General features: G+C 70.9%; 22 protein-coding genes. 10 read left to right on the top strand and 12 right to left on the bottom strand.

Going from position 1 to position 23,514, the window contains the following annotated elements:
• Positions 1 to 9: 9 nt before the first annotated feature.
• Together POL72_RS18095 and POL72_RS18100 are read right to left on the bottom strand one after the other, a co-directional pair.
• Entirely contained in the window at positions 10 to 1,230 is a 1,221-nt protein-coding gene (locus tag POL72_RS18095) for an FAD-dependent monooxygenase (RefSeq protein WP_272096659.1), read from the bottom strand.
• A 114-nt stretch (positions 1,231 to 1,344) separates the two neighbouring features.
• Positions 1,345 to 2,298, bottom strand: a complete 954-nt coding sequence (locus POL72_RS18100; RefSeq protein WP_276596803.1) for a LysR family transcriptional regulator — start codon at positions 2,296 to 2,298, stop codon at positions 1,345 to 1,347.
• A 74-nt stretch (positions 2,299 to 2,372) separates the two neighbouring features.
• Between POL72_RS18100 and POL72_RS18105 the strand changes: the two genes are divergently transcribed.
• The gene (locus POL72_RS18105) at positions 2,373 to 3,620 is read left to right on the top strand and encodes an MFS transporter (protein WP_272096660.1); all 1,248 of its coding nucleotides are present in this window, start codon (positions 2,373 to 2,375) and stop codon (positions 3,618 to 3,620) included.
• A gap of 129 nt (positions 3,621 to 3,749) precedes the next feature.
• On the opposite strand, the gene POL72_RS18110 is transcribed toward POL72_RS18105, so the two are convergent.
• Both POL72_RS18110 and POL72_RS18115 read right to left on the bottom strand, forming a co-directional pair.
• Positions 3,750 to 4,940, bottom strand: a complete 1,191-nt coding sequence (locus POL72_RS18110; protein WP_272096661.1) for a peptide-N-glycosidase F-related protein — start codon at positions 4,938 to 4,940, stop codon at positions 3,750 to 3,752.
• Positions 4,941 to 5,131: 191 nt separating this feature from the next.
• Positions 5,132 to 6,040 (bottom strand): hypothetical protein, encoded by a 909-nt coding sequence (locus POL72_RS18115; RefSeq protein ID WP_272096662.1) that lies wholly within the window; start codon positions 6,038 to 6,040, stop codon positions 5,132 to 5,134.
• Between the two features lie 89 nt (positions 6,041 to 6,129).
• Between POL72_RS18115 and POL72_RS18120 the strand changes: the two genes are divergently transcribed.
• On the top strand, positions 6,130 to 6,450 hold the full coding sequence (locus POL72_RS18120; RefSeq protein ID WP_272096663.1) for a carboxylesterase family protein: 321 nt from the start codon (positions 6,130 to 6,132) through the stop codon (positions 6,448 to 6,450).
• Between the two features lie 397 nt (positions 6,451 to 6,847).
• Here the strand turns inward: POL72_RS18120 and POL72_RS18125 are convergent, their stop codons facing one another.
• Positions 6,848 to 7,060, bottom strand: coding sequence for a hypothetical protein (locus POL72_RS18125; protein WP_272096664.1), 213 nt, complete (start codon positions 7,058 to 7,060; stop codon positions 6,848 to 6,850).
• A 60-nt stretch (positions 7,061 to 7,120) separates the two neighbouring features.
• Here POL72_RS18125 and POL72_RS18130 point away from each other — a divergent pair, with 60 nt between their 5' ends.
• The 3 genes from POL72_RS18130 (at position 7,121) to POL72_RS18140 (ending at position 10,533) form a co-directional block, all read left to right on the top strand.
• Positions 7,121 to 8,161, top strand: coding sequence for a hypothetical protein (locus POL72_RS18130; protein ID WP_272096666.1), 1,041 nt, complete (start codon positions 7,121 to 7,123; stop codon positions 8,159 to 8,161).
• Between the two features lie 271 nt (positions 8,162 to 8,432).
• Positions 8,433 to 9,791, top strand: a complete 1,359-nt coding sequence (locus tag POL72_RS18135; protein WP_272096667.1) for an LLM class flavin-dependent oxidoreductase — start codon at positions 8,433 to 8,435, stop codon at positions 9,789 to 9,791.
• A 130-nt stretch (positions 9,792 to 9,921) separates the two neighbouring features.
• Positions 9,922 to 10,533 (top strand): hypothetical protein, encoded by a 612-nt coding sequence (locus POL72_RS18140; protein ID WP_272096669.1) that lies wholly within the window; start codon positions 9,922 to 9,924, stop codon positions 10,531 to 10,533.
• Between the two features lie 27 nt (positions 10,534 to 10,560).
• On the opposite strand, the gene POL72_RS18145 is transcribed toward POL72_RS18140, so the two are convergent.
• From POL72_RS18145 to POL72_RS18165, 5 genes are all read right to left on the bottom strand, one after another.
• Positions 10,561 to 12,243, bottom strand: coding sequence for a DEAD/DEAH box helicase (locus POL72_RS18145; RefSeq protein ID WP_272096670.1), 1,683 nt, complete (start codon positions 12,241 to 12,243; stop codon positions 10,561 to 10,563).
• 140 nt (positions 12,244 to 12,383) lie between these two features.
• Entirely contained in the window at positions 12,384 to 13,307 is a 924-nt protein-coding gene (locus POL72_RS18150) for a nucleoside hydrolase (RefSeq protein ID WP_272096671.1), read from the bottom strand.
• A 220-nt stretch (positions 13,308 to 13,527) separates the two neighbouring features.
• A complete protein-coding gene (locus tag POL72_RS18155; RefSeq protein ID WP_272096672.1) occupies positions 13,528 to 14,754 on the bottom strand; it encodes a hypothetical protein in 1,227 nt (408 codons plus the stop codon).
• Between the two features lie 252 nt (positions 14,755 to 15,006).
• Positions 15,007 to 15,585, bottom strand: a complete 579-nt coding sequence (locus POL72_RS18160; protein ID WP_272096673.1) for a hypothetical protein — start codon at positions 15,583 to 15,585, stop codon at positions 15,007 to 15,009.
• A gap of 34 nt (positions 15,586 to 15,619) precedes the next feature.
• On the bottom strand, positions 15,620 to 16,468 hold the full coding sequence (locus POL72_RS18165) for an SDR family oxidoreductase (protein ID WP_272096675.1): 849 nt from the start codon (positions 16,466 to 16,468) through the stop codon (positions 15,620 to 15,622).
• A 405-nt stretch (positions 16,469 to 16,873) separates the two neighbouring features.
• On the opposite strand from POL72_RS18165, the gene POL72_RS18170 reads away from it, so the two are divergent.
• From POL72_RS18170 to POL72_RS51230, 3 genes are read left to right on the top strand one after another with little or no spacing between them, the layout of a single operon-like run.
• On the top strand, positions 16,874 to 17,947 hold the full coding sequence (locus tag POL72_RS18170; RefSeq protein ID WP_272096676.1) for an ABC transporter substrate-binding protein: 1,074 nt from the start codon (positions 16,874 to 16,876) through the stop codon (positions 17,945 to 17,947).
• Between the two features lie 42 nt (positions 17,948 to 17,989).
• Positions 17,990 to 18,502: a hypothetical protein gene (locus POL72_RS51225; protein WP_272096677.1), complete on the top strand. Its 513-nt coding sequence runs from the start codon at positions 17,990 to 17,992 to the stop codon at positions 18,500 to 18,502.
• Entirely contained in the window at positions 18,499 to 19,473 is a 975-nt protein-coding gene (locus POL72_RS51230; protein ID WP_272096678.1) for a metallophosphoesterase family protein, read from the top strand. Before POL72_RS51225 ends, POL72_RS51230 begins: the two co-directional genes overlap by 4 nt.
• 8 nt (positions 19,474 to 19,481) lie before the next feature.
• Here the strand turns inward: POL72_RS51230 and POL72_RS18185 are convergent, their stop codons facing one another.
• Positions 19,482 to 20,594 carry a hypothetical protein gene (locus POL72_RS18185; RefSeq protein WP_272096679.1) on the bottom strand — a complete coding sequence of 371 codons (1,113 nt, stop codon included), beginning with the start codon at positions 20,592 to 20,594 and terminating at the stop codon, positions 19,482 to 19,484.
• Positions 20,595 to 20,868: 274 nt separating this feature from the next.
• Between POL72_RS18185 and POL72_RS18190 the strand changes: the two genes are divergently transcribed.
• Both POL72_RS18190 and POL72_RS18195 read left to right on the top strand, forming a co-directional pair.
• Complete coding sequence (locus POL72_RS18190; protein WP_272096680.1) at positions 20,869 to 22,140, top strand: glycosyltransferase; 1,272 nt, start codon at positions 20,869 to 20,871, stop codon at positions 22,138 to 22,140.
• 319 nt (positions 22,141 to 22,459) lie between these two features.
• Complete coding sequence (locus POL72_RS18195; RefSeq protein WP_272096681.1) at positions 22,460 to 22,768, top strand: hypothetical protein; 309 nt, start codon at positions 22,460 to 22,462, stop codon at positions 22,766 to 22,768.
• Between the two features lie 194 nt (positions 22,769 to 22,962).
• Here the strand turns inward: POL72_RS18195 and POL72_RS18200 are convergent, their stop codons facing one another.
• Positions 22,963 to 23,397: a fosfomycin resistance glutathione transferase gene (locus POL72_RS18200; RefSeq protein WP_272097937.1), complete on the bottom strand. Its 435-nt coding sequence runs from the start codon at positions 23,395 to 23,397 to the stop codon at positions 22,963 to 22,965.
• Positions 23,398 to 23,514: the final 117 nt, after the last annotated feature.

The following is a 23,514-nucleotide window of genomic DNA, read 5'->3' on the forward strand; positions in this document are numbered from 1 at the left end:
GAGATCCGATCACCGCGCTCGCGCCCGCGCGGAGGGGCCGGGTTTCGAGTAATCGGGGAGCTCGATCGCGTCGTCCGCCGAGGAGCCGATCCACCCCGCGCCGCGCCGCAACAGGGGACTGGACGCAAGCCGGAGGACCCTGTGGAGGAGTGAAACGCCGAGCCTCGACCTCGGGTACACGATCCAGGGGACACCCGGCGGGAGCTTCTGGGCCCGGTCGACATAGGGCCGCATGAGCTCTTCATAGGCCGCGAAGGCGTCTCGATGGTCGGCGTGCCGCGACAGCTCTCCCGCGAGCACGTAAGCGCCGACGAGGGAGAGGCTCGCGCCCATTCCGCTGAGCGGCGACGCGCAGTACGCAGCGTCGCCCACGAGCGCGGCGCGGCCGTGGGACCAGCGCGGCGCCATGACCTGGCTGACGGCATCGAAATAGACATCCTCGGCGTCACGCAGCGCGGCGAGCACCCGCGGCGATTCCCAACCTGCATCGGCGAAGACGCTCGCGATGAGCGCCTTCTGCTCGGCGGAGCTCAACCTCTCGTAGCCGCGCGGGGGCGACAGGAACCACAGCGACGCCCGCGTGGTGCCCACATTGTCTGGACGCAGGATGATCGATCGTCTGCCGGGGGCGAGGTACCAGCGAGCCCAGGCGCTGTCGGACGCTCCGCGGGGAATCGTGAAGTAGCTGCCATAGAGGTTGAGCGGGCGGATCCTGGGCTCCTCGCCGACGATGAGCGTACGGGTCCGCGAGCGGATGCCATCGGCGGCGATCACGAGGTCGACGTCGCGCTCCGAGCCATGCTCGAAGGTGACCGTCACCCGGTCGCCGTGATCTCGGAGGCCCGTGATCTGGTCGCCGAAGAGATACTCCGTCGTGTCTCGGGTGCGCTCGTAGAGGATCCTGGCGAGGTCGCCGCGAAGGATCTCGAGCTCCTGTGTGAACCCGACCCTCTCCGAGGTCGCCGCGGGGAACTCGGCCACGGTCACGTCGTGATCGTCGACGAAGCGGAGCCCCTGCTCCCCCGTCGTGGCGGCTCGGATGTCGTCTTCGATCTCCATGCGGCGCGCGACCTCCCGCGCCGCGCCCTGGACGTCGATGTTCTGCCCGCCGAGCCGGAGCGCGCCGGCACGCTCCACGACGACGGGTCGGAATCCGTAGCGCGCAAGCCAGAAGGCGAGGGCGGGACCGGCGATGCTCGCGCCCGAGATCAAAACAGTACGATGTTCCACGGATGATCAGCTCCTGTGTCTTACGTTCCGCGCGAAGCGTCCTGCTGGCGTCGCGATCCATCGCGGCGCATGGCCTATCCCATCCCCGCATGTAGGCCGCGAACCTCCGGCGGATCAACCGCGACGGGCCGCCGCGGCGCCGTCGACCACCGCCGGCACGGACTCCCGCATCGCCTCGATGAAGCGACGCAGCCGGGCCGGATAGAAGCGGGCCTGCGGGTAGACCAGGTGGACCGGCAGCGGATCCGCCTGCCACGACGGCGCGAGGTGCAGAAGCCGCCGCTGCGCCAGATCGTCGGTCAGAAGCCAGGACGAGGCCACGCAGACGCCGAGGCCCATCAGCGCTGCGCTGCGCAGCGCATACAGGCTGTCGGTGCTCATGCGCGGGCGGATCGCGAGCTCGACCCGTTCACCCCCCGACGCGTGGGTCAGCGCGATCGTGTCGCGGTAGTAGGTGCGCAGCGCAAGCCAAGGCAGGTCCGCCAGGTCCGATGGATGAGCCGGCCGTGCTCCCCGGCCCAGCACCGAGGGCGCGGCGGCCACGATGCGCGGCACCTCGGTCAGGCGGATCGCCACCACGGCCGGATCGGCCACCGCGCCGACCAGGATCGCGCAGTCGATGCCGTCGGCGATGAAGTTCGGCTGCCGGTCGTGCAGCAGCCACTCGACCGAGACGCGCGGGTAGCGGCGCAGGTAGTCGGCCAGCGGCTTGACCAGCTGGTGCTGGCCGAACGCGTGCGGAACGACCACGCGGAGCGTCCCGTCGGGCTGGTCGCGGTCGCCTCGCATGTCCGACGCGAACGCCTCCAGGCTGGCCAGCAGCGCCTTGGCGCGCTCGAAGCACCGTTCGCCGTCCTCGGTCAGCTTCATCGTGTGCGTGGTGCGCTGCAGCAGCGGCAGCCCCAGCGAGCGCTCCAGCGCCTGCAGGCGCCGGCTTACGGTGGGCTGCGTCGTTCCCAGCAGGGTGGCCGCAGCCGACAGGCTGCCCGCCTCGACGATCCTCACGAAGGTCTGCAGCAAGCCGATGGGGTCGAGCGACGAGGGCGAGGGGGGCGCCGGTCTGGTCATACGCCGACGGTATAACCATCGTGCGTTGCATGCCACTACAGCGCTCGAGCGATGCTTCCCATACTCGGTGTACCATGCACGCCATTCAGTTGACGCATACAGCCCCCGCCAACCAGCCGCCGCCCGCCGCGTCCGCGCCGCCCCTGCCCGCCGCCCTGGTGCTGCTGCTGGCCACCGGAGCGGGCCTGGCCGTGGCCTCGATCTACTACAGCCAGCCCATGCTCGGCGTGCTGGGGGCCGAGATCGGCGCCTCCGACCGCGCGCTCGGCCTCGTGCCGACGCTCACGCAGCTGGGCTATGCGCTGGGCATCCTGCTGCTCGCGCCGCTCGGCGACCGCTACGACCGGCGGCGCATCATCCTGGCCAAGGCTGCCCTGCTGGCGGCCGCGCTGCTGCTCGGCGGGGCCGCGCACGCGATCGGCACGCTGCTGGTCGCAAGCCTGGTCACCGGCCTGGCCGCGACCCTGGCGCAGGACATCGTGCCCGCCGCCGCGACGCTGGCCCCGGAGGCGCATCGGGGCAAGGTGGTCGGCACCGTGATGACCGGCCTGCTGCTGGGCATCCTGCTGTCGCGCGTGATCAGCGGCTTCGTGGCGGAGAATTTCGGCTGGCGCGCGGTGTTCGTCGCCGCCGCGGCCAGCATCGCCCTGCTCGGCGCGGCGATGTGGCGCAGCCTGCCGCGCTTCGAGCCGACGACGCAGCTGAGCTACGCCGCGCTGCTCGGCTCGCTGGCCGAGCTGTGGAAGCGCCACGGCGCCCTGCGCCGCGCGACGCTGGCCCAGGGGCTGCTGTCGGTGGGGTTCAGCGCGTTCTGGTCCACGCTCGCCGTGATGCTGCACGCCGCGCCGTTCCACCTCGGCAGCGCGGTGGCGGGCGCCTTCGGCCTGGCCGGAGCGGCCGGCGCGGTGGCGGCGCCCCTGGCCGGCCGCATCGCCGACCGCAGCGGGCCCGAACGGGTGACGCGCATGGGCGCCGCCCTCGCGTTCGTGGCCTTCGCCGCCATGGCGCTGTCGCCCCTGCTGTCGGCCCATGGGCGGCTGTGGCTGCTCGGCGCCAGCGCCGTGGCCTTCGACCTCGGCATCCAGGCCGCGCTCGTGGCGCATCAGACCATCGTCTATGGCATCGAGCCCGGCGCGCGCAGCCGCGTCAACGCCGTGCTGGTCGTCGGCATGTTCGTCGGTATGGCCGCCGGCGCCGCGCTGGGCAGCGTGCTCTTCGCCCGGTGGGGCTGGCTGGCGGTGACGGCCCTCGCCTCGTCGGCGGCGGCCAGCGCGCTCCTCGTGCGGCTCTGGCCGGCGGCGCGCACGCCGCCGCGCGCGTGACCGCTCGCCTGAACTGGCGGCCCTGATGTCGAATCGCGGGCCAGGGATCACGAGGACGGCCACATACGCAGCGACGAGAGCGAGCGCTGCCGGTGCGCTCAGGCGGGACAGGGCCCCTCGACATGAGGATCATCGATACCCGATCAGCACCGTCGACAGCTCGTACCCCGGCTCCGTATGGGTCCCGCCATCGTAGGCGCACCCGGCCCCCAGCGTGCACCCATCGCAACTGGGGCTGTCGGGGCGACAGGTGTTTTCGTAGCCAGCGACGTCATACGCCACCTTCGCCGCCCCGGTCCCCGCGACGTCGGCCGTGAACTCGATGGTCCATGGCCGCACGTCGGCGCCCGGGCACCAGCCGGCGCGCGGGTAGCGGTAGGTGCCCTGCTGACCGGGTGCGGCCGTGGTGGCGCAGTCGTCACGCCAGATCCTCTCGGCGTGGGGCACGGCGCCGACAGTGAGGGTGTGCTCCCTCTCGCAGAACTCGGCGCAGTTGTCGGCGTTTCCCTGCCCATGGCCGGTGATGAACGAGCGCAGCGCGAAGGACGAGGCGCCCGCGGGGAGCGGGATGTCGGCGGGCGGAGCCGCCCCGGCGATGGGCCTGGCGGGGTCGCCGTAGACCACGCGGCGTGGGCTCCACACGGGGATGACGGCGACCGGGATCTTCGCGGGCACACCGCCCTTCATATCGAAGCTGGCATGGAGCAGCCAGCCGTCGCCGTACGGCGATCCCGGCCCCACCGTGGTATCGATGAAGGCGCGCAAGGTGACCTCGCCGGCGAGCAGCGGGCGCAGGTCGGTGACGTCGAGATCCCAGCTCGCACCCACACGGTAAGGCGTGAAGAAGCGCATCAGCTCGATCACCGTGTCACCCGCGGGATCCTTGGCCGTGACGAGGCCGAGCGACGCCAGGCGAGCCCACGAGTCGCAGCCGCCCGGCGGGCACTCGAGCGAGAGATGCAAGGTGATCCTCTCGTAGGTGCCGGTGCTCGGGAACGACGCCGGCGCGTCGACCACGCGCCGGTCGTCGTCGCTGGTGAAGTAGAAGGGCGTCTTGTCGAACGGGGTCACCGTCGTGTCGGTGCCCGGTCCCTCGACCATGCCCCCGGCGCCACCTGCGCCCTCCGCGCTGCCCGCGCCGCCGGATGCGCCTTCGCCCGAGCCCGTGGTGCTGTTGGGGCTGGCGCCGCCCGAGCCTGTGGTGCTGCCGGGGCTGGCCCCGCCCGAGCCGGTGGTGCTGCCGCGGCTGGTCTCGCTGCTGCTACATGCGGCCGCGAAGACAACGAGGAGCAGCGGGAGCAAGGCGCGCGTCGATCGCATGCTCTCATCCTACGCCATGGCGGCGTCGCGCGCGTTCCTCAGGCGAGCATATCTAGCCATCGCGTGGGGGAGCTCGACAAGTGTGAGACGACCCTCCACGAGGAGCACCGCCCGCCGCGCCTGCACCAGCGTAACGCGCGTCGTGCAGGTGTGAGCCCCGGCATCACCGCTGAATCACGGCATCGCGATGATCAATCGTCCGCATCCGGATCGTCACCGGCTCCGGCCTGATCCTTCTCGGTCTTCGAGTCGAGTGGTGCTCTGGTCCGCCGTGTCCGACGGGCCCGACCGATCGCGGCTTGGCGCGGGCTTGCAGGGCGGGTCCCCATCTGCTTGCGCGCCCGAGAGCGCGAGCCGACCGATCGGCCGGTCCCTGGTGACTCAACGGCCTGCGTGTGGTTCAACTCGCAAAATTCCCGCTGATATGGATAGGAGCGAAATACCAACAGGAAACCCGTCGGCCCTCCCTCGGCGAGGATGGCGCCGTCGTCGTGCTCGGCACAGTGAGGCACGCCCACTGCGATTCGCTTGCCCTTGTACACCCAGAAGCCAACGCCGATCGCCGCTGTCATGGCAAGGCCGACGGCCGCCATACCCACGCTCGTCCCGACGTCGGTTTTCATGGTCTGCACAGGGAGAACTTGTGTGGCTGGTGCGCCGCAGACGACGCAGCCCGGCGGCCATCGGTAGCGGTCGGTCAACGCGGCGCCGAAGATTGGTTCGTCGGCGACGCTGCCCGGATCCACAGGCCGCAGCTCCCCGGCCTCCGCGCGGAGGAAGCGGCTGCACTGCATGCAGAGGATGCCGTCGACGCGCCTCGTGCGCTCGACGTCGTGAATCTTCGCGCCACACACGGGGCAGGGCGCGCTCCCGGCCCCGGCGAGCACCTCGCCGACCAGGATGCCGACAGCGCCACACCCGCAGAGAAAGGCTCCCATCCCGGCGATGAACGAATCTTCCGTCCAGTCCAGCGCGGCCGCGAGCGTGAGGCCAGCGCACGCCAAAGCGAGAGCGATGATGTAGGCGATCAGCGTGCGCGTCTGCGCACGAGCGCGCACGATGGTGCTACGGGGAAGAGCGGGATCGCGATAGGGGGTCATCGTTCCTCGGCTCGGCGACGTTTCTACCGCGAAGCGTACACCACGCAGCGTCGCGGAGGTATACGCATGCGCACCTGGTTCCGACCGCGATGCGCGCCGTAGCAGCGTCCCCGTCGGCCGGGTCCGCGCTCCCCGAGCTCAGATCGCAGGACCCCGATCTCCCCTCGACGGGGGAGTACGGTCTCGAGGATCAGCGCGCAGCGCTCGAGTGGGTGAAGGTCGACATCGCCGCTTTCGGCGGGGATCCGGGCAAGGTCACCCCGTTCGGCGAGTCCGCCGGCGGCATCAGCACCTGCATGCACCTCGTGTCCCCCGAGGAGCCAGGGCCTGTTCCAGCGCGCGATCATCCAGAGCGGGCCGTGCGACACCGCCGCGCCGCCTCAGGCGCTCGGACGCAATCAAATTCATGATTCTTTGCCTTATTTCACGCGATAGTTTTCGAAGCTGAATCAACGAGATCGCGCGACCTGCGTGCAGCCATGTCGCCGAGGACGGGTGGCACGCCAAGCGCCTGAGGATCCGTGCCGAAGTCCGGAAGAACCCTACTGGCGCACGTGCCGAAAAGCGACTATGCAATGCGCCACCGTCGGCCGTAGGGCGATGGGAGAAATGATTTCGAACTGCTGAGCCTGACAAGGCTCCTTTGTTTGCCAATAGCGTTCGTCGCACCGAAAGCGACGGCCCGCCACGCCGGTACGAGCGCGGCGTGCGTCGTGCAGGTGTGAGCCCCGGCATCACCGCTGAATCACGGCATCGGGCATGCGCATTGGGTCATCCCCGGCGCTTGCCAGGCCATGAGTCCGGACGCTAGATCGGTTCGAGCGTCAGCAGATCTGCGCGGCGCACGGGGTGGTTCGTCGCCCTGCCGAACGAGGCGCGACGACCGGACGCTTCACCACCAACTTGGGTAAGATCCATGCACAACTTCAGCTTCCAGAGCAGATGGGACATGTGGATGGCCGCTGCAGCGCTGTCGCTGCTGCCGGCATGCAGCGACGGCTCGGCGGAGCCGATCGGCACATCGCAGGCCGCGCTGCAGGGCGCGAACGGGATCAGCGCGGATCGCGTGATGGATTCGCAGTGGGGTCAGGGGTACTGCGCGCACATCGGGCCGCGAACGCCCTGTTCGACCCTGCCTTCCCCTTTCCGGACGTCCCGTACCGTGTCCGCCGCGGCTATCATCCGGGCGGAGACGCCGCCGACAGCCTGCTGCTCGAGGATTTCATCAATCCGACCGGCACGAGCTCCTACGGCCTGCCGAACACCACCGGCGGCACCCTCTCGGTGGAGCACACGGCCCTGAGCGGACACGACCCTTCGCTCTCGGGCGCCTGGATCCACGACGTGGTCGCGGGCAGCTCGACGTTCTTCCAGTCGAACTGGTCCTCCGTCGGCACCGGCTTCGATCTCACGGGGTACGACACCCTCGATCTTCGCGCCGACCGCAGCTGGGGCTCCGATCCGACCGAGGCTTCGTTCCTTGTGGAGCTCGTGAACGCCGACGATACCCGCTCGAGCGCCGTCGCCATCGATGAGTTCCTGGAGCTCGGTCCACCGCCGCGCGGCGGCACCACGCTGCCGGCTGCCCGCATTCCGCTGTCCTCATTCAGCGGCGCCACGCTCGCGTCGGTGCGCGGGGTTCGTCTGACCTTCACCACGCCGCTCGACGGAAACAGCCTGTACCTGGCGAACATCCGCGCCACCCGTGTCACCACCGAGGCCCTGGCGGCTTCGGGGCAGCTCGCCTCCGTCGCGTCGAGCGCGGCGCCGCCCGCCTCCCGTGCGCGCGCCGCCGGCACGACCCTCCCCGAGCAGCGGCGGATCGTGGCGGGCAATGCCATCCAGAGCGTGAGGAGCAGCGGGGCCGACGCTGTCGAGATCACGCTCACCAGCGCCGAGTTCTTCGACCTCCGCGCCACCAACCTGGTGCTCACCGTCGGCACCGAGCGAAGCATCGCGGCTCGCCATCCGAACGGTGATCTCAACACCGTTCAATTCCTGCTCCCGCGCGCCGCCTTCGATCGCCTCGGTGCGCAGGAGCCGGTGACGGTCGACTACGGTCCAGGCTCCTCCGTGGTCTGGGACTTCGGTCACCTTGACAAGACGGCGCTCGCTCCCTGAGCCGAAGACTCCCTGTTCAGCTTCTTTTCGCTGAAAATCACGACAAAATTAGGGAACTTGCCAGGTGTTGCCCCGGAAGCACCTCCGCAGCACCTGTGCTTCCCCACGGGCTCTCGTCGCGCCGCTCGGCGGCCGCTCAGGCGCACCTGCACCGGCACGACGCTTGCCCAGGCCCCCGGACGGTGGGTCCACCAGGGCCGACCGAGCCCGCCGCCCCGCCCCGGGCCCGCGGCGGCTGCCCTCTTCACGACCCAGCCCCAGGACCCTTGTCATGAGCTCACCCCGCAAGCAGCTTCGACTCGGCGCGTTCATCCCCGCCACCGGTCACCACGTCGCGGCCTGGCGGCACCCCGACGCGCACGCCGATGGAGGTCACAGCTTCAAGCACTACCAGCGCGTCGCCCAGGCCGCCGAGGCAGCGAAGTTCGATGCCGTCTTCCTCGCCGACAGCGCCGCCGTCTGGGGAGGGGCCTCCGATCTCGCCTCCCTGTCCCGGAGCGCCCACGCCGCGGCCTTCGAGCCCATCACCCTCCTGTCCGCGCTCTCGTCGGTCACGGAGCATATCGGGCTCATCGCGACCGTCACCACCACCTACAATGAGCCGTATCACCTGGCGCGCAAGTTCGCGTCGCTGGATCACCTGAGCGGCGGCCGCGCCGGCTGGAACCTGGTCACGTCGGCCAACCAGGCCGAGGCCCAGAACTTCGGGCTGGACGCCCACGTGGAGCACGCCCGCAGGTACGAGCGCGCCGAGGAGTTCATCGACGTCGTGACGGGGCTCTGGGACAGCTGGGAAGATGATGCCTTCCTGCGCGACAAGGAGTCCGGCGTGTTCGTCGATCCGGACAAAGCGCACACGCTGAACCACAAGGGAAAGCACTTCTCCGTGCGCGGTCCGCTCAACGTGGCGCGCTCGCCGCAGGGGTACCCGGTTCGGGTGCAGGCGGGCTCGTCGGAGCCGGGCAAGGAGCTGGCGGCGCGCACCGCGGAGGTGATCTTCACCGCCCAGCAGACGCTCGCGGAGGCCCGGGCCTTCTACGCGGACGTGAAGGGACGCCTGGCCAAGTACGGGCGCAGCCCCGAGCACCTGAAGATCATGCCCGGCCTCTTCCCGGTCGTCGGGCGCACCCAGGCCGAGGCGCAGGCCAAGTTCGACGCCCTCCAGGACCTTGTCCACCCGACCGTGGGGCTCTCGCTGCTGTCGGGGATGATCGGGGGATTCGACCTCTCGAAGCACCCTGTCGACGGACCGATACCGGAGCTCCCCGCGAGCAACGGCGGCAAGAGCCGTCAGGCCCTCCTCCTCGATATCGCGCGGCGGGAAAACCTCACCATCCGCCAGCTCTACCTCCGGATCGCCGGGGCGCGCGGGCACAAGCAGCTCGTGGGCACGCCGGAGACCGTCGCCGACCTGATGGAAGAGTGGCTGTTGAACGAGGCCGCCGACGGCTTCAACGTGATGCCGCCCCACCTGCCCGGCGGGCTCACCGATTTCATCACCCTGGTGCTCCCCGAGCTGCGCCGCCGCGGCCTCTTCCGCACCGAGTACGAGGGCCGCACGCTGCGCGAGAACCTGGGGCTGCCGCGCCCGGAGAACCGATTCGCCCGGCGCGCGGCCGGCGCGGCCTGAGCGAGCCCCGGGACCGCCGGCACGGCCTTCAGGCCCATCGCGCGCTTCGCGTTCTCCTTTCACACCGGCGTCGCCGAGGCGCGAGTCGACGACCGCCCGGGCGGCGCGCGGTTCGTCTATCCTGGCCGCCATGATCAAGCGCGGCACGAGCGGTCGAGGTGGTCCTGCGGACGACGTGTTCGCTGCGAGGAAGCGCAAGCCGGTACCCCACGAGTTCGTGCTCGACGCGCTCGCCCCGCTCGGGCCCGAGACGCGGCCGATGTTCGGCTGCCTGGCGGTCTATGTGGAGGACAAGATCGTCCTCATCCTGCGCGACAAGCCCGCGCCCGCGCAGGACAACGGCGTCTGGCTCGCCACGACGGAGGAGCACCACGCGGCCCTGCGCCCTGAGTTCCCGAGCATGCGGAGCATCGAGGTGCTCGGGAGCGGGGTGACGGGCTGGCAGGTGCTCCCGGCGGACGCGCCCGATTTCGAGGAAGCCGCGCTGCGGGCGTGCGCGCTCATCGAGGCGGGCGATCCGCGCATCGGGAAGGTGCCGGGAGAGCGGCGGAAGCGGGGCGAGGCGCCGGCGAAGAAGGCGTCGGTGAAGAAGGCAGCGGTGAAGAAGGCGCCGGCGAAGAAGGCAGCGGTGAAGAAGGCGCCGGCGAAGAAGGCGCCGGCGAAGAAGGCGCCGGCGAAGAAGGCAGCGGTGACGTCGGCTGCGAAGAGCGGCGGGAAGGCGACTGCGAAGAGGCGATCTTGAGCATCCGCGATGAAGGTCCTGGTCGACTCAGCGCTCCTCGCGCGGCGCGGTGACCCTCGCCCACACCGCAAGGATCATGGCCTGTTCCACGGTGCTCGGCGGGGGATAGCCCTTCGGGGGCTCGGCCGGCAGGGGCACGGGGGGCTTTCCTCTGCGCCATGGGGCGTCGTGGCGCGCCGAGGCCCCGGCCGCGGGGCCGCGGCGCGCGACCTCGTAATCGACAGCGGCCACCGCCTCCTCGAGGGTGGAGAAGCGCTCGACCAGCTTGCCATCCAGCAGGACGTGCCACCGCTTCCCCCGACCGCCGCGGGTAAGGACGACGACCTCGCTGATCGCGCCGGGCTTCTTCTCGTAATGGAGCGCGAGGCCGAAGCGGCCGAGAGAGGCCCACGCATTGCGCGAGATGGCCATCACCTCGGGGTCGACGCGGAGGCTCAGCGGATCGAAGTGCGCGGCGCGCTCCTGGATCTCGCGCAGCGTGATGCGGCCCGCCTCGACCTCGAACCCGGGGTAGTCGAACGTCACCTGCCGATAGAAGCGGCTCGCCTCCGAGGCGTCCCTGCCCTCGAGATCGAGGTCGCGGGGCATGCCGAAGAGCGAGGGCAGCGTGCACAGCTGGAGCGAGGAGAGGTCGACGAAATCGAGGATCAGGCAATCCTTCTTGCCTGGATGGAGGCGCGTGCCGCGCCCGACGCACTGGGCGTAGAGCCCATCCGAGCGGGTGGGGCGGGCCATCGCGATGCAGGAGACGCCAGGGTCGTCGAAGCCCTCGGTGAGGACAGCGACGTTGGTGAGGACCTGGACGCGCTCTTCCCGGAAATCGGCGAGGATCCGGCCGCGGAGGTCGGAGGGCATGTCGCCGTGGACGTAGGCCGATCGGACGCCCAGGTGGTTGAGCGCCTTGGAGAGGTTCCTGGCGTGCGCGACCGTGACGCAGAAGGCGATGGTGCGGCGGTCGCGGGCGAGCTCTTGAATCGATCGGGCGACGAGCGCGTTGCGCTCCTCCAGGTCGACGGCCTCCTCGAGCTCCTCCGTGGCGAAGTCGAGTCCTCCGCCGTCGAGGCGGGAGAGATCGGTGGCGGTGGCGACGCGGTAGCCGGTGAGGGGGGCGAGGTAGCCGTCCGCGATCATCTCGGTGAGGGAGCGGCTGTAGACGATCGCCTCGAAGACATCGTCGAGCCCTTTGCCGTCGCCGCGGGCCGTCGTGGCGGTGAACCCGAGGAGGGTGCCTGTCCACGCGGGGTCGAAGGCGCCGACCTGGCGCAGGACGCGGCGGTTGTCCTCGGCGGGGGCGTGGTGGCATTCATCGTAGATCACGAGGCCGATATCGCGGCCGCTGGTGACCTGCTCCAGACGCTTCTCGTGGAGGGAGCGTATGGAACAGACGATGACGCGCGCGTCCGCCGGGGCGCGGAGCTCGCCCTGCTCGACGGCGACCGTGGCCTGTCCGGCGAGGGCGCGCTCGATCTTGTCCTTGGCCTGGAAGAGGAGCTCTTCGCGGTGGGCGAGGACGAGGACCTGCCGCCTGGCGAGGCGGGCGAGATGGGAGAAGATGACCGTCTTGCCAGCGCCGGTGGGGAGGCACACGACCATGCGCCGGACGCCGCGCCTGCGGGCCGCGAGCACGGCGTCGACGGCGGCGCGCTGGTAAGGGCGCAGGGCGGGCGCGCCGGGGCCGGCCGGTGCAGAGACGGTCGTGGGGATGGTCATGAGCTCTCGTGCGGGCGTGGCGATAGCATAGCCCGGAGCCCCCGTCCGTACGCCTCACGGCCCCGGTCCGCTCTGTGGTCGGCGAGGCGTGCCGGGGGCGGCGCGGGCGGGACTGCGTCGCTGTCCCCGAACGATCGATGTCACCTCGACCACTGGGAGAAGAGGTATCCGTAGAATTGCTCGAGATCCACCTGGTCGAGCGCCCGTACCGGGCGACCGCCGGGCACGACCCTGGTGCGCCCTTGCGAGGGGCCCGTGGTGACGATCTCCGTCTCCCAGGCGCGGAGGGTGAACATCTCCGGCTTGCCGACATACGAGGTCGTCAGCACGTCCCACGCGAAGTAATCCTGGTGGCCGGCGAGCGCGTAGCAGGTACCCGCGAGATCGGAGAGGGGGTATCGGCGCTGGCGGGACAGGCGGCGGAGGAACGCCTGGGTGACGGGGACGAGGTTCGTGATGTCCAGCGGACAGAGGGTGATCGGGATGGCGGTCTTCCAGATGCGGTCGGCGGCGATCGGGTCCCAGTAGACGTTCCACTCGGCGGAGCCGTCCTGTCCGCTCTCGAAGGCCGTCTGCACGTTCCCGGGCACGTTGAGCGCGCCGCCCATCCAGACGATCTCGCGGATGTTGCCCTCGATGCGAGGATCGATGTCGAGCGCCGCGGCGACGGTGGTGAGCGGCCCGGTCACGAGGAGCGTCATGGGCTCGGGGGCGGCGCGCAGGGCGCTCGCCATGAAGGCTTGTCCGGTCTCGGGGACGCGCCGGGTGAGGAGCTCCTCGCGCTCGTTCAGGATGGGGATCTTGTCGATGCAGAAGGCGTCGCGCCGGAAGATGGGCGGAAAGGGGTTGAGCCCGCGGACGGTGCTCTCGGCGACGGGCACGTCGTGGCGGCCCACCAGATCGAGGATCTTTCGCGTGACGCTGACGGCAGGCTCGATGTAGCAGTCGGCAGGGGTGACGACGACGCCGAGGACATCGACGTGGTCCATCGTCAACAGGAGCAGCAGCGCGAGGTAGTCATCGACGCCGCCGTCGTGATCCATGAGGACGCGCGTTCGTGTCATGAAGAGCTCCTTGCGAGCGCGGAGGGGTGGCGCCGCGCGCGAGAGAGAGCCCGACCGGGATCTGCCTGGCGGCGACGAGGAGAATTTCAAGGCAAAGGCGCGAGGGCGCAAGAGGCCATGAAATCGCATCCCGTCGCCGCTGCCATTCTCTCCCTAAAGAGCGTCGGCTGCGTGCGACGCGCGTCGCGCTGGATCGACTCCGGCGCGACGCTTGGACCGTTCAGCGGCGGTCGCGGCGCCGTCGCGCGCGGCTCGCGAGGGACAGCGCGAGCCCGATCGCAGGCAGCGCCCAGCCCGGCGAGGCGCTGCGGCCCGCGCTGCCGGCGCTGACCGAGCAGCCGCCGCTGTCGTCCCCGCCATCCGGGTCCTCCGGAGAGTCCCCACCGCCGCCCGCCCCGGATCCCCCGGAGCCGCCACCGCCCACCCCGGATCCCCCGGAGCCGCCACCGCCCGCCCCGGATCCGCCCGAGCCGCCGGCACCCGTTCCTGGGTCCTCGCAGGAGCTCACGTCATCTTCGGCGCAGAGGCTGCCGCGCCCGTCGCAGTACGCCGCCCTCGCGTCGCACCAGGCCTCCTCGAAGCCCTCGGGCGGAGAAGCGCACGCCGCGACAGCCGCGCCGATGCGCGTCGCGTCGGCCGGGAAGACGCCCGTCGCGCCCGCGTCGCCGTGCGGAACGCAGGTGCGCTCCGTCTCGACCGTCGCGCCGTCGACGAGGCTCTTGTACGTGAGCTGGTAGCAGTACTCCGTCGCCGCGACGTCGTATGTCTGGCTCAGGTGCCCTTCCCAGACCGTCTTCTTGGCGAGCTCCTTCCCGTCCGGGCTCGAGAAGGTGAAGATCTGCACGTATTGCCCCACGCCGTGGTCCGCTCCCCCGCTCACATCGAGGGAGACGGTGACGTAACGCTCCATTTCTTCTGCCACGCAGCTCTCTTGCGGACCGCAGCTCCCCGGGCCCAGATCGGCGGTGCAGCAGCTCGTCTCGCCGTGCCAGCGCTCTCCTAGGGTGATATTGGCCTGGACAGGGACGGCGCCGACGTCCATGTCGACAGCGGCGCTGGCCTGGGTCTCCCAGACAATGACGCTGCGGTTCTGTCCCTCGACCTCGACCTGGTAGGTGTGGCCGTCGACGAGCGGGGCCGCGGGGCGAAAGCCGAGCAAGCGCTCGCCCTGGCCGATGAGCACGTCGGCGACCTCCTCCTGGGCGCCGCTGATGGCCTCGCCCGTGTCCTTGTCCTTCACCACGAGCTCGGGCGCGCTCTCTGGGCAGTGGGAGTAGCAGGAGACCCGCGCCACGATGATCCCGTCGAGCGGCACGGCGCGCGGGACGGCGGATGCATAGGGGCCGTCCGGCGCAGGCGTGCAGGCAGAGCTCGGGCGGGAGATACCGAGAGCGCCCAGGCCTCCCATGACGGCGAGAGTCAACGCGGTGAAACGAGAATAAGGCATCGAAGTTCCTCCTCAAGCGACCCGACGCGGGTCAACCCGCACGGGCCTGTGCAGACACGCGCCGCTGTGCAGACTCCGTGCCGATCGCGACTCCCCGGGCCGCCGCGAGGTTCTCGAGGGTTCCCGCGCCCGTCGCACGTGACCGTGTGTCAACCTGTGCCGATGTGCGGGTGCTAGCGTTGGTGTCGACCAGCAGGAGCCCATGCGCGCGGCGGAGTGCACGCCCGCCGCGCGGCATGTGCGCCGCGTGGCTCAGCCCGGGTGCTGCTGCAGGCGGTGCAGGTGGTGCTCCTCGCCGTTCAAGGTCAGCACCGCCATGAACCCCTCACGCGCGAGCTCCTCCTCGATCCTGAACTCGTGCGTTCCCTGGGTGACGGAGGTGTCGACGACGCGCGTGACCTTCGGTTCCAGGGCGCCGCCGGGGTAGCTGTAGATGTCGAGGCGCAGCGTGCAGGCGCGCTCGATCGTCGCGCGTGCGACGAAGGCGTCGTCGGCCTCCGTCACCGAGAAGGCGCTCCCGAGCTCTCCCTCGACGGAAGATCTCCTGAGCGCCCAGGCGATCTGCTGGCTGGCGATCGGGGCGTACACGTCCAGCACCATCACGTCCTTGTTCTGCTCCTTGAAGCGCGCGTGGAGGCGCGCGCGGGTGGCGGCGTCCACGCCGCCGCCGAGCGTGATGAGGTCGAAGTCGCCTGCGTGGAACTCCGTGTCCGGCGACGCGCTCAAGGTGCCGACGGCCGAGTGCCCCTGCGCGTTCAGCGCTGCCACGCCCCGCTCGAGGACATCGGCCCTCTTGCCGATGACGAGGATCCTGGTCGCTCTCGATGCCATGCTCTCTCCTTACCTCGCGATCTGCCGCCGCGCCCTACTGGAACGCTTTCACGTGGCGTTCCAGCCATTCGTCGAACGTCCGCCCCCTGCGCCCGAGGAGCTGCTCGATGGCAGGCGAGGGCTCCTCGCCCTTCCCGGTCCTGATCAACGCGAACGCCTCGAGCAAGGCGCGGATGAACACCTCGGGGAGCCCCGCCTTCGCCATCCCCTCGCGGGCGGCGTCCTCGCTGACATCGACGTACCTGAGCGGTCTGCCGATCGCGGCGCTGATCTTCGCCACCTGCTCCGCTGTGGTCAGCGCTTCCGGCCCGGTGAGCTCGTACTCCTTGCCTTCGTGCCCCGGCGAGGTCAGCGCCTTCACCGCCACCGCCGCGATGTCGCGCTCGTCGATCGGTCTCGCCTTGGCGTCGCCGAGGGGCTGGAACACCGCGCCCTGCGCCTTGATGGACGCGGCCCACCGGAGCGTGTTCGAGGCGAACCCTCCCGGCCGGAGCATCGTCCAGGCGACGCCCGACGCCTTGACCCTCGCCTCGGCCTCGCGGTGCCAGCGGGCGATCTGGACGTCGGGCGCGCGGGCGACGCTCGACGACGAGAGCAGCACGATGTGCTTCACGCCCGCCCTCTTCGCGGCGTCGGCCGCGTTGCCGGCGAGCTTCGGCAGGTCGCCGCCCACGCAGACAAGGAACGCCCTGTCCACGCCGGCGAACGCCGCGTCGAGCGTCTCGGGCTTCGAGAGATCGCCCTTCACGACGGCGATGTTGCCGCCGAGCTCTCGCAGCCTCGCCGGATCGCGCACGAGCGCGCGGACCGGCTGGCCGGCGTCGATGAGCTGCTCGAGCACCGCACCGCCCACATTCCCTGTCGCTCCGGTCACGAGGATCATCTGCCGCTCCCTTTCATCGCGTTCTCCTTCCATGACGCGCCGCCCTCGCCTCGTCGGCGGGCCGCGTCCGAAGAGCAACGTGCGACAAAGCCTCCCGCATGTCGGATCACGTGCCAATGTGTTGGAATAACTCTGCTCGTTTGTTGCCTGCCCGCCGTGCCCTTCCGCGCTGGAAGTGCTCTGTCAGCCGAGCTGGATCGCTCTGATGTCGAACCGTTTCGAGCGCTCACGCGGGCGGCCCTGCCGGCCGGAGACTGCGCTATAAGCCGCCGGTCGAAGGAGACGAACATGCGTCCGCTCTTCCGTGTCGTATTTTTCTCTGCGATTGGATTGATCGCTTGTGACGGCAAGTCTGATCCTCATGGGGACGTAGCATCGGCAGGCTCCAGCACGACGGGTGGGGCCGTGGCTGGCGGCGCGGGGTCCTCGGGCGGCGCGGGCTCCGGCGCCGCCGACGCGAGCAGCGGCAGCGGCGGCCAGGCCGGCGCGGGTACAGGCGGTGAGGCCGGCGCGGGCACAGGCGGTGAGGCCGGCGCGGGCGCGGGCGGTGAGGTCGGCGCGGGGGGGCAGGGCGGAGCAGCGTCGTTTCCTCCGCTCAAGATCTCGAGCGACACGGCGTCCATCGAGTTCACTCCTGCGCTGATCGCGGCGCAGGACTTCTATCCCGGTGAAGCGACCGTCCAGTCCGGCGGCATCGTGGGCATGCTCAACGACGCCAGCGTCGATCTCGGCACCAACGCGGAGACGCAGACGCTAAGGCAGTCGGTGGCTCACCCGGACCTGCGGATCATCTTCACGGTGACGGAGACGTTCTACCGGATCGTGGCCAACCGGTCGGCGGGGATCGGCTCGCTCGCCGATCTGCGAGGCAAGCGGATCGGCTCGATCGCCAGCACGTCAGCGGCCTTCTTCATTCACAAGTACCTGGGCACGGTGGGCCTGACCGACGCCGACTACACGGTTGTTTCCGGGAGCATCTGCATGGCGGCGCCCTGCGGCAGGAACACCTTGCCGGCCATGCTCGAGGAGGGCACCGTGGACGCCGTCGCGCTCTGGGAGCCCTCGACCCAGCTCGCGGCGAACGCGATCGGGAGCAACGCCGTCGTGTTCCAGGATCGCTCGCTCTACCGCGAGATCGTGAACCTCCACAGCACCGCCGAGAAGCTCGCGGATCCGGAGAAGCGGCGCGGCATCGTCGCGTTCGTGCGATCGCTCGCGAGCGCGCAGGAGCTGTATCGCACCAAGCCAGAGGCGATCTGGCCGAGGATCTCGGAGGCGATCGGCATCGAGCCCTCCGTGCTCGAGCAGGTCTGGGAGGACGAGCGGTTCCAGGGCACGCTGGTGCCCGACATCCTGGATGTCCTCGAGGAAGAAGAGGGCTGGGTCGCCGCCCAGAGCAACCGCTCGCCGCGCACCCGCGCGGAGCTCGCGCCGCTGGTCGACGACAGCGTGATGCGGGAGGCCCTCGGGCTTCGGTAGGTGCTCGGCGCGAACGCCTCCGCTTGTCGTATCGTGGGCGTCGTGCGGCCCAGCCCACCCGCGTCTCCCTCTCGTCTTCGCGAGTACCTGGCCATCCTCGCTGGCGCGCTGGCCGCCGGCGCCTGTGGCGCGCTCTTCGATCAGGTCACCGCCACGATCTCTCCAGAGTATTTCCTCGACGGCAAGGGCCTCGCCGCGTCGAGCTTGCCGTTCCGGATCGCTGTCGCGTGGACGGGGTTCCGGGGAGGTCTGCCGCTCGGCGCCCTCGTCACGGGCGTGGGCCTGCTCCGCTCCGCGCGCAGCGACCGGTTCTCGTGGCGCGCCTGGCTGGGCAGGATGATCGCTGCGGTCGCCGCGGCGCTCGCGCTCTGCCCGGCCCTCATGGCGGCGCTCGACCCGTTCGGCGTGCGCGAGGCGAGCCTCGGTGTGTGGTCCCGCGGCGCCGCCACGAGATACCTCGTCTGCTGGGGGCTCCATGCCGGCGCTTACCTCGGCGTCCTCGTCGGCGTCTTCCTGGAGGGCCGACCCGCCCTCCGCCGATCGTCGGGGCCGTGAGCGGGCGGGTCCTCTCAGCCGCGCTGCTCGCCGCCGCGAGCGCGCTGCTCGCTGCGTGCGCGCCGCTGCCCGCGCCGCGCCGCTTCGCGGGGAGCCTCGATGTGCCGCTTACGACCACGAGCGGCCGTATCGCCGTCATCGCCGATCTGCAGCGCACCTCGTACCTGGAGTTCTGGCGCGAGTCGAACGATCCCGAGCGCGCGGCGCTGGTGCAGGCGCTCGCCGCCGCTCGCCCCGACGCCGTGTTCGTGATCGGCGACCTGGTGTTCTACGGCGGCTCGGCGCGGCACTGGGCCGATCTCGACGCCGTGATGGCGCCGGTGCGCGACGCCGGGATCCCGGTGTTCGCGGCGTTCGGCAACCATGAATACTGGGGCGGCCGCGGCGGTGCGCGCCACCTCTTCGTGCGCTTTCCGCACCTCGGCGGGCGCCACTGGTACGAGGTCGCCTATGGACCCATCCGCATCGTCGTCCTCGACAGCAACATCGACGAGCTCACCCCCGCGGCGTGGGACGCCCAGATCCGCTGGTACGAGGGCGCGCTCCGCCGCATCGACGCCGATCCTTCGGCGCGCGCGGCGCTGGTGCTCACGCACCATCCGCCGTACACGAACAGCACGGTGACGGGCGACGAGCCCCACGTGCAGCGCCACATCGTCCCGCCCCTCCTCCGCTCCCGGAAGGCGCTGGCGCTGATCAGCGGCCACGTGCACAACCACGAGCGCTTCCAGCGCGGCGGAAAGCTCTTCATCGTGGCTGGCGGCGGCGGCGGCCCACGGGCCGCGCTGGCCCAGGGCGCGGCACGCCGCCACCCCGACGATCTCGCCCGCGGCCCGGCGCTCCGCCCATTTCATTTTCTGCTGATCGCGCCCGCCCCGGAGGGCCTCGCCGTCGAGGTCCACGGGCTCCCCAAGGGCGGCAGAGAGGCCGCCGCCCTCGACCACTTCGTGATTCCCTGGCCGGCGCGCTGAGGCCCGCGCTACGCGGCCGCGCCGAGGGTGCCGATCTCCTCGAACTCGCGGATCATCCGATCGAGCCCGCCCTCGTCGACGCGGAGGCCGAGCGCCGCCGCGGCGTGGACGAGGAGCTTCCGCTCCCGCAGCGACGCGACCTTGTCCGCGGCCGCCGCGATCTCGAGCGCGCGCAGCAGCGGGGCGCGCGCGCCCTCCGGCACGCCGCGGAGGCGCTCGATCCAGGTGATGTCGTCGGCGAGCCGCTCGTTCAGGCCGACGCGCGCCGGGGCCGGCAGCCGCCGCAGCACGGCCGCGAGCAGCGCGGACTCCTCCGGCGTGAGGCGCCCGTCGGCGGTGAAGATGAACCAGAGCCCTTCGAACAGCCGATCGAGGTGCGGGCGCAGCGTCTCGTCGCCGAGCGCCTCGTCGAGCGCGCACCGGTAACGCAGGTATCGGCGCGCTGTATCCCCGAGGCGCCGGGTGACTACCCAGCTCGTGATCGACGACGAGGCGACCGAGAGCACGGGCACCAGGTTGCGCGCCACGCTCTCGCCGGCAAGCCGCGCCGCGAGCTGCTTGGCCACCTCCGAGCTGCGCCCGCGCGCCGCGCGCACGAGAACGCCCGCTGGATCGTCCGTGTCCTGGGGGTGCTCCACGACGCCGAACGAGAGGGCGAGCAGCGCCCACACGTCGGCCGGCTCGTCCGGATCGAACCGGCGCCCGAAGAGATCCGCGAGCTCGCAGAGCATCCGCACGTGCAGGAGCAGCCGGAGCACCGTCTCAGCGCCCATCGCGAGCATGGCCGCGGGGATCGCGACGAGCCCGCCGAGCCCGTTCGTCTCGGCCGTGGCCACGGCCGCGCCGGTCGAGAGCGCCCCCGTCGCGCCGCCCGCGAGCGCCGAGCCGATGCAGGCGCGCCGGATGACCGCGCGCGCGTCGGTCGGCTCCGTCACGCCGGTCGACGCCGAGATGGCCGCGGGGCGAGGCCGCCGGTTGTAGCGGCGCACCGCGCGGGACAGGACCTCCGCGAGCCATGCACCGACCGGGCGCACGTGTACGCCCGCTTCGCTCGTCGCCTCGCGCAGCGGGAGCGCCGCGGCCCCCGCTGCGTCACCAGGATGCGCAGCCTCGTCGCTCATGGATAAGGGCGGTTCAAGATGCATTCCGCGCCCCGCGGGCGCCGAGGCCGAGCCCGTTCGCAGCACTGCCGAGATCGGCTATCGCCTTGGTCACGCGGAGAGGGATTGACCCGTTCCCTCACCGATGAGGAGGAGCACCTTCCGCTCCCACGGCCCGACAGGCCAACTCAGCTCCAGGGGGCTCCGTCTCGGCCTGAACGGATGATCCGTGGTACGGGCGTCCTCGCCCTGCCTCCCACTTGAGCGTGTATACCGGAACTCTGGCGTTGATACGATGAAAAAACGCGTCTGCGATGCCATCGTCGCCTCCGTCATCCACGCGACGCGCGTGGTCGAAGGGAGAGAGACGATGCGGGTATTGCTGACGGGAGTGGGGACTCGCGGTGACGTGCAGCCCGTGGTGGCCTTGGCCGTCGAGATGCGGCGTCGGGGGCACGATGTGAGGCTGTGCGTTCCGCCGAACTTCATCGACTGGGTGCGCGGCCTGGGCTTCACGGCGACCCCGATCGGAATCGCGATGCGGCAACCGAGCGGGGCCGCCGCGCCGGCCTCCCCGCCGACGCCGGAGCAGGTCCGCGCGCTGCTCGAGCACCTCGCGAGAGACCAGTTCGACGCGACAGCGTCGGCCGCCGAGGGATGCGACGCGATCGTGGCCGGCGGAGCGCACCAGTACGCCGCGCGGTCCATCGCGGAGCGGCTGGGCATCCCGTCCATGGTCGCCGTGTACGCGCCGGTGGCCCTGCCGTCGCCGGATCATGCGCCCGGCGGGGAGCCCGGGGGCGACCCGGAATCCAACCTCCGACGCTGGCAGGACGAATCGCGGAGCTGGAACGAGCGGCTCCTCGAGCGGCTCAACGCCCATCGGGAGCGCTTCGGCCTGGGTCCGCTGAGCGATGTCCTCAGCCATGTCCTGGGCAAGGCGCCGTGGCTCTCGGCGGACTCGGTCCTTGGGCCGCTGCCGGCGACGCCCGGCCTGCAGGTCACGCAGACGGGAGCCTGGCTCCTTCGGGATCAGGCGCCGCTCGTACCCGAGCTGGAAGCGTTCCTCGCCGCCGGCGAGCCGCCCGTCTACATCGGCTTTGGCAGCATGCCTGTCGACCAGCAGACCGGCCGCATAGTCATCGAGGCCGTGCGGGCGGCGGGGCGCCGCGTCGTGCTGTCGCAGGGGTGGGCCGAGCTCGGCCTGGTCGACGACGCCCTCGACGGCATCGCGATCGGCGACGTCAACCAGCAGGCGCTGTTCCCGAGGGTCGCCGCGGTTGTCCACCACGGCGGGGCGGGTACGACCACGACGGCGGCGCGGGCGGGCGTCCCGCAAGTGATCGTCCCGATGTTCGCCGATCAGCCTTACTGGGCCTCGCGCGTCCGGGCGCTCGGGATCGGGACGTCCGTGGCCCGTGCGGCGCTGAGCGCGGAGGCCCTCCTGGCCGCGCTGGAGGGCGCCCTCGATCACGGGGTCGCTGCCCGCGCGGCAGCGAGCGCAGGCGCCGTGGCGGTGGATGGCACGGCCGTCGCCGCCGACCTTGTCGAGCGGGCCTCCGCGTGAACCGCGGGTGATGGCCGCGTTCGTAGGGCCGTGTCCGCGGGTCGACCCGGGGTGATGCTCAGCGCGAACGAACCGGCAGAGCACGAACGACGGCAGGATGAGCTTCCGCGAAACCACCCGCCCGCTGCCGCGTAGAGGTGGCATCTCCGCTCCGCCAACGCCGAACGCAGCGCCGTACGGGTCGCTCGCAGGCGTACCGCTAGCCGCTGCGGCGCGGGGAGATGCCTGGCTGTGGGCGCTTCTGCCCGCAACGGGCTGTGCTTGGCCGGCGCCCCAGGCGCCTTCACGTGGGCCACGAGGCCCGAAAGAGACAATGACCATGAAGACGATCCGATTCGCGCTCTGCTCTCTCCCCCTCATGCTCGCCGCCTTCGCTGTCCCCGCGATCTCGGCGGCCGAGACCGGCCCGAGCTCTGCCACGAGCGCCGTGCAGCTCGAGTCCACCACGGCCGTGGCCACGCCGGCGGAGCTCGGCGGCCCTGTGGACGATGCGAGTGCTGACGTGACCGACGCCGACGACGCCTCTCTGATGAGCACCGTCGCGCGCTCCGATCGCCCCAATGCCCCTGGGTTGAAGCTGTGCTGCGGAACGGCGGGGGACTACGGGGTCATCTGCTGGCGCTGCTGAGCGGGCGCCTTACGTCGGCGCGGGCTCCCGGCCGCGGCACGCTGGCGCGCGATCGACCCGATCTCGCGCCGGCGCCCGGCCAAAGCCGTGCGTCGAACCTCAACGTCGATTGCGCGGCGGCTCGCGAAGCGCAGCTCAGCGCGCGCAGCGCCGACGCTTTGACGCCCACGGAGCCGCCGCGCAGCTGCGCACCTTCACCGCGCCGGCGTCTCGCTCTCGCCGTCGTCGAAGAACTCCATCCCTTCATAGGGCTTGTCGCGGCAGGACGCGAGGCGCGTCCGGAGGTCGCCGACGTGGATCTCGAGCTTGTGTCCGTCCGGGTCTTCGAAGTAGAGCGACGCTCCTTCGGAGCGGTTCTCCTTCCAGATCCGGGCACCGCTCAGGCGAATGGCCTCTTCCTGGGAGGCGAAGCCCTGTGCATCGACCGAGAACGCGAGGTGCGAGTCGTCGCCCTGCCGCGCGGCGCGCGCGTCCAGCTCCAGACAGAGCCAGAGCGTTCCCAGCTCGAGATATGCGCCCCTGGCCCACTGCGCTCGCCGCTCTCCGCCGAGCACCTGGACGTAGAAATGCACGGCGCGGTCGAGGTCTCGAACCGCGAGGGTCACGTGGTTGACGCCGCCGATCGCCATGGCTCCAGCAGCGTAGTCGATAATGGGCTCGTGCGCGCATCCCGGCAGCACGTCGAGCATGAGGAGAGCGGCTCGTCGGCGACGGTCGGCGTGAGCTCCAGCGCAATGCCGACGAAC

This window comes from Sorangium aterium (assembly GCF_028368935.1).
Lineage (GTDB): Bacteria > Myxococcota_A > Polyangia > Polyangiales > Polyangiaceae > Sorangium > Sorangium atrum.

Excerpts from the sequence above, each read along its gene's own strand:
- POL72_RS18190 (WP_272096680.1), top strand. The coding sequence starts at position 20,869 with ATGAAAAAACGCGTCTGCGATGCCATCGTCGCCTCCGTCATCCACGCG.
- POL72_RS18165 (WP_272096675.1), bottom strand. The coding sequence starts at position 16,468 with ATGATCCTCGTGACCGGAGCGACAGGGAATGTGGGCGGTGCGGTGCTC.
- POL72_RS18115 (WP_272096662.1), bottom strand. The coding sequence starts at position 6,040 with ATGACCCCCTATCGCGATCCCGCTCTTCCCCGTAGCACCATCGTGCGC.
- POL72_RS18160 (WP_272096673.1), bottom strand. The coding sequence starts at position 15,585 with ATGGCATCGAGAGCGACCAGGATCCTCGTCATCGGCAAGAGGGCCGAT.
- POL72_RS18140 (WP_272096669.1), top strand. The coding sequence starts at position 9,922 with ATGATCAAGCGCGGCACGAGCGGTCGAGGTGGTCCTGCGGACGACGTG.
- POL72_RS18185 (WP_272096679.1), bottom strand. The coding sequence starts at position 20,594 with ATGAGCGACGAGGCTGCGCATCCTGGTGACGCAGCGGGGGCCGCGGCG.
- POL72_RS18135 (WP_272096667.1), top strand. The coding sequence starts at position 8,433 with ATGAGCTCACCCCGCAAGCAGCTTCGACTCGGCGCGTTCATCCCCGCC.
- POL72_RS18200 (WP_272097937.1), bottom strand. The coding sequence starts at position 23,397 with ATGGCGATCGGCGGCGTCAACCACGTGACCCTCGCGGTTCGAGACCTC.
- POL72_RS18100 (WP_276596803.1), bottom strand. The coding sequence starts at position 2,298 with ATGACCAGACCGGCGCCCCCCTCGCCCTCGTCGCTCGACCCCATCGGC.
- POL72_RS18120 (WP_272096663.1), top strand. The coding sequence starts at position 6,130 with ATGCGCGCCGTAGCAGCGTCCCCGTCGGCCGGGTCCGCGCTCCCCGAG.
- POL72_RS18155 (WP_272096672.1), bottom strand. The coding sequence starts at position 14,754 with ATGCCTTATTCTCGTTTCACCGCGTTGACTCTCGCCGTCATGGGAGGC.
- POL72_RS18110 (WP_272096661.1), bottom strand. The coding sequence starts at position 4,940 with ATGCGATCGACGCGCGCCTTGCTCCCGCTGCTCCTCGTTGTCTTCGCG.
- POL72_RS18195 (WP_272096681.1), top strand. The coding sequence starts at position 22,460 with ATGAAGACGATCCGATTCGCGCTCTGCTCTCTCCCCCTCATGCTCGCC.
- POL72_RS18150 (WP_272096671.1), bottom strand. The coding sequence starts at position 13,307 with ATGACACGAACGCGCGTCCTCATGGATCACGACGGCGGCGTCGATGAC.
- POL72_RS18145 (WP_272096670.1), bottom strand. The coding sequence starts at position 12,243 with ATGACCATCCCCACGACCGTCTCTGCACCGGCCGGCCCCGGCGCGCCC.
- POL72_RS18105 (WP_272096660.1), top strand. The coding sequence starts at position 2,373 with ATGCACGCCATTCAGTTGACGCATACAGCCCCCGCCAACCAGCCGCCG.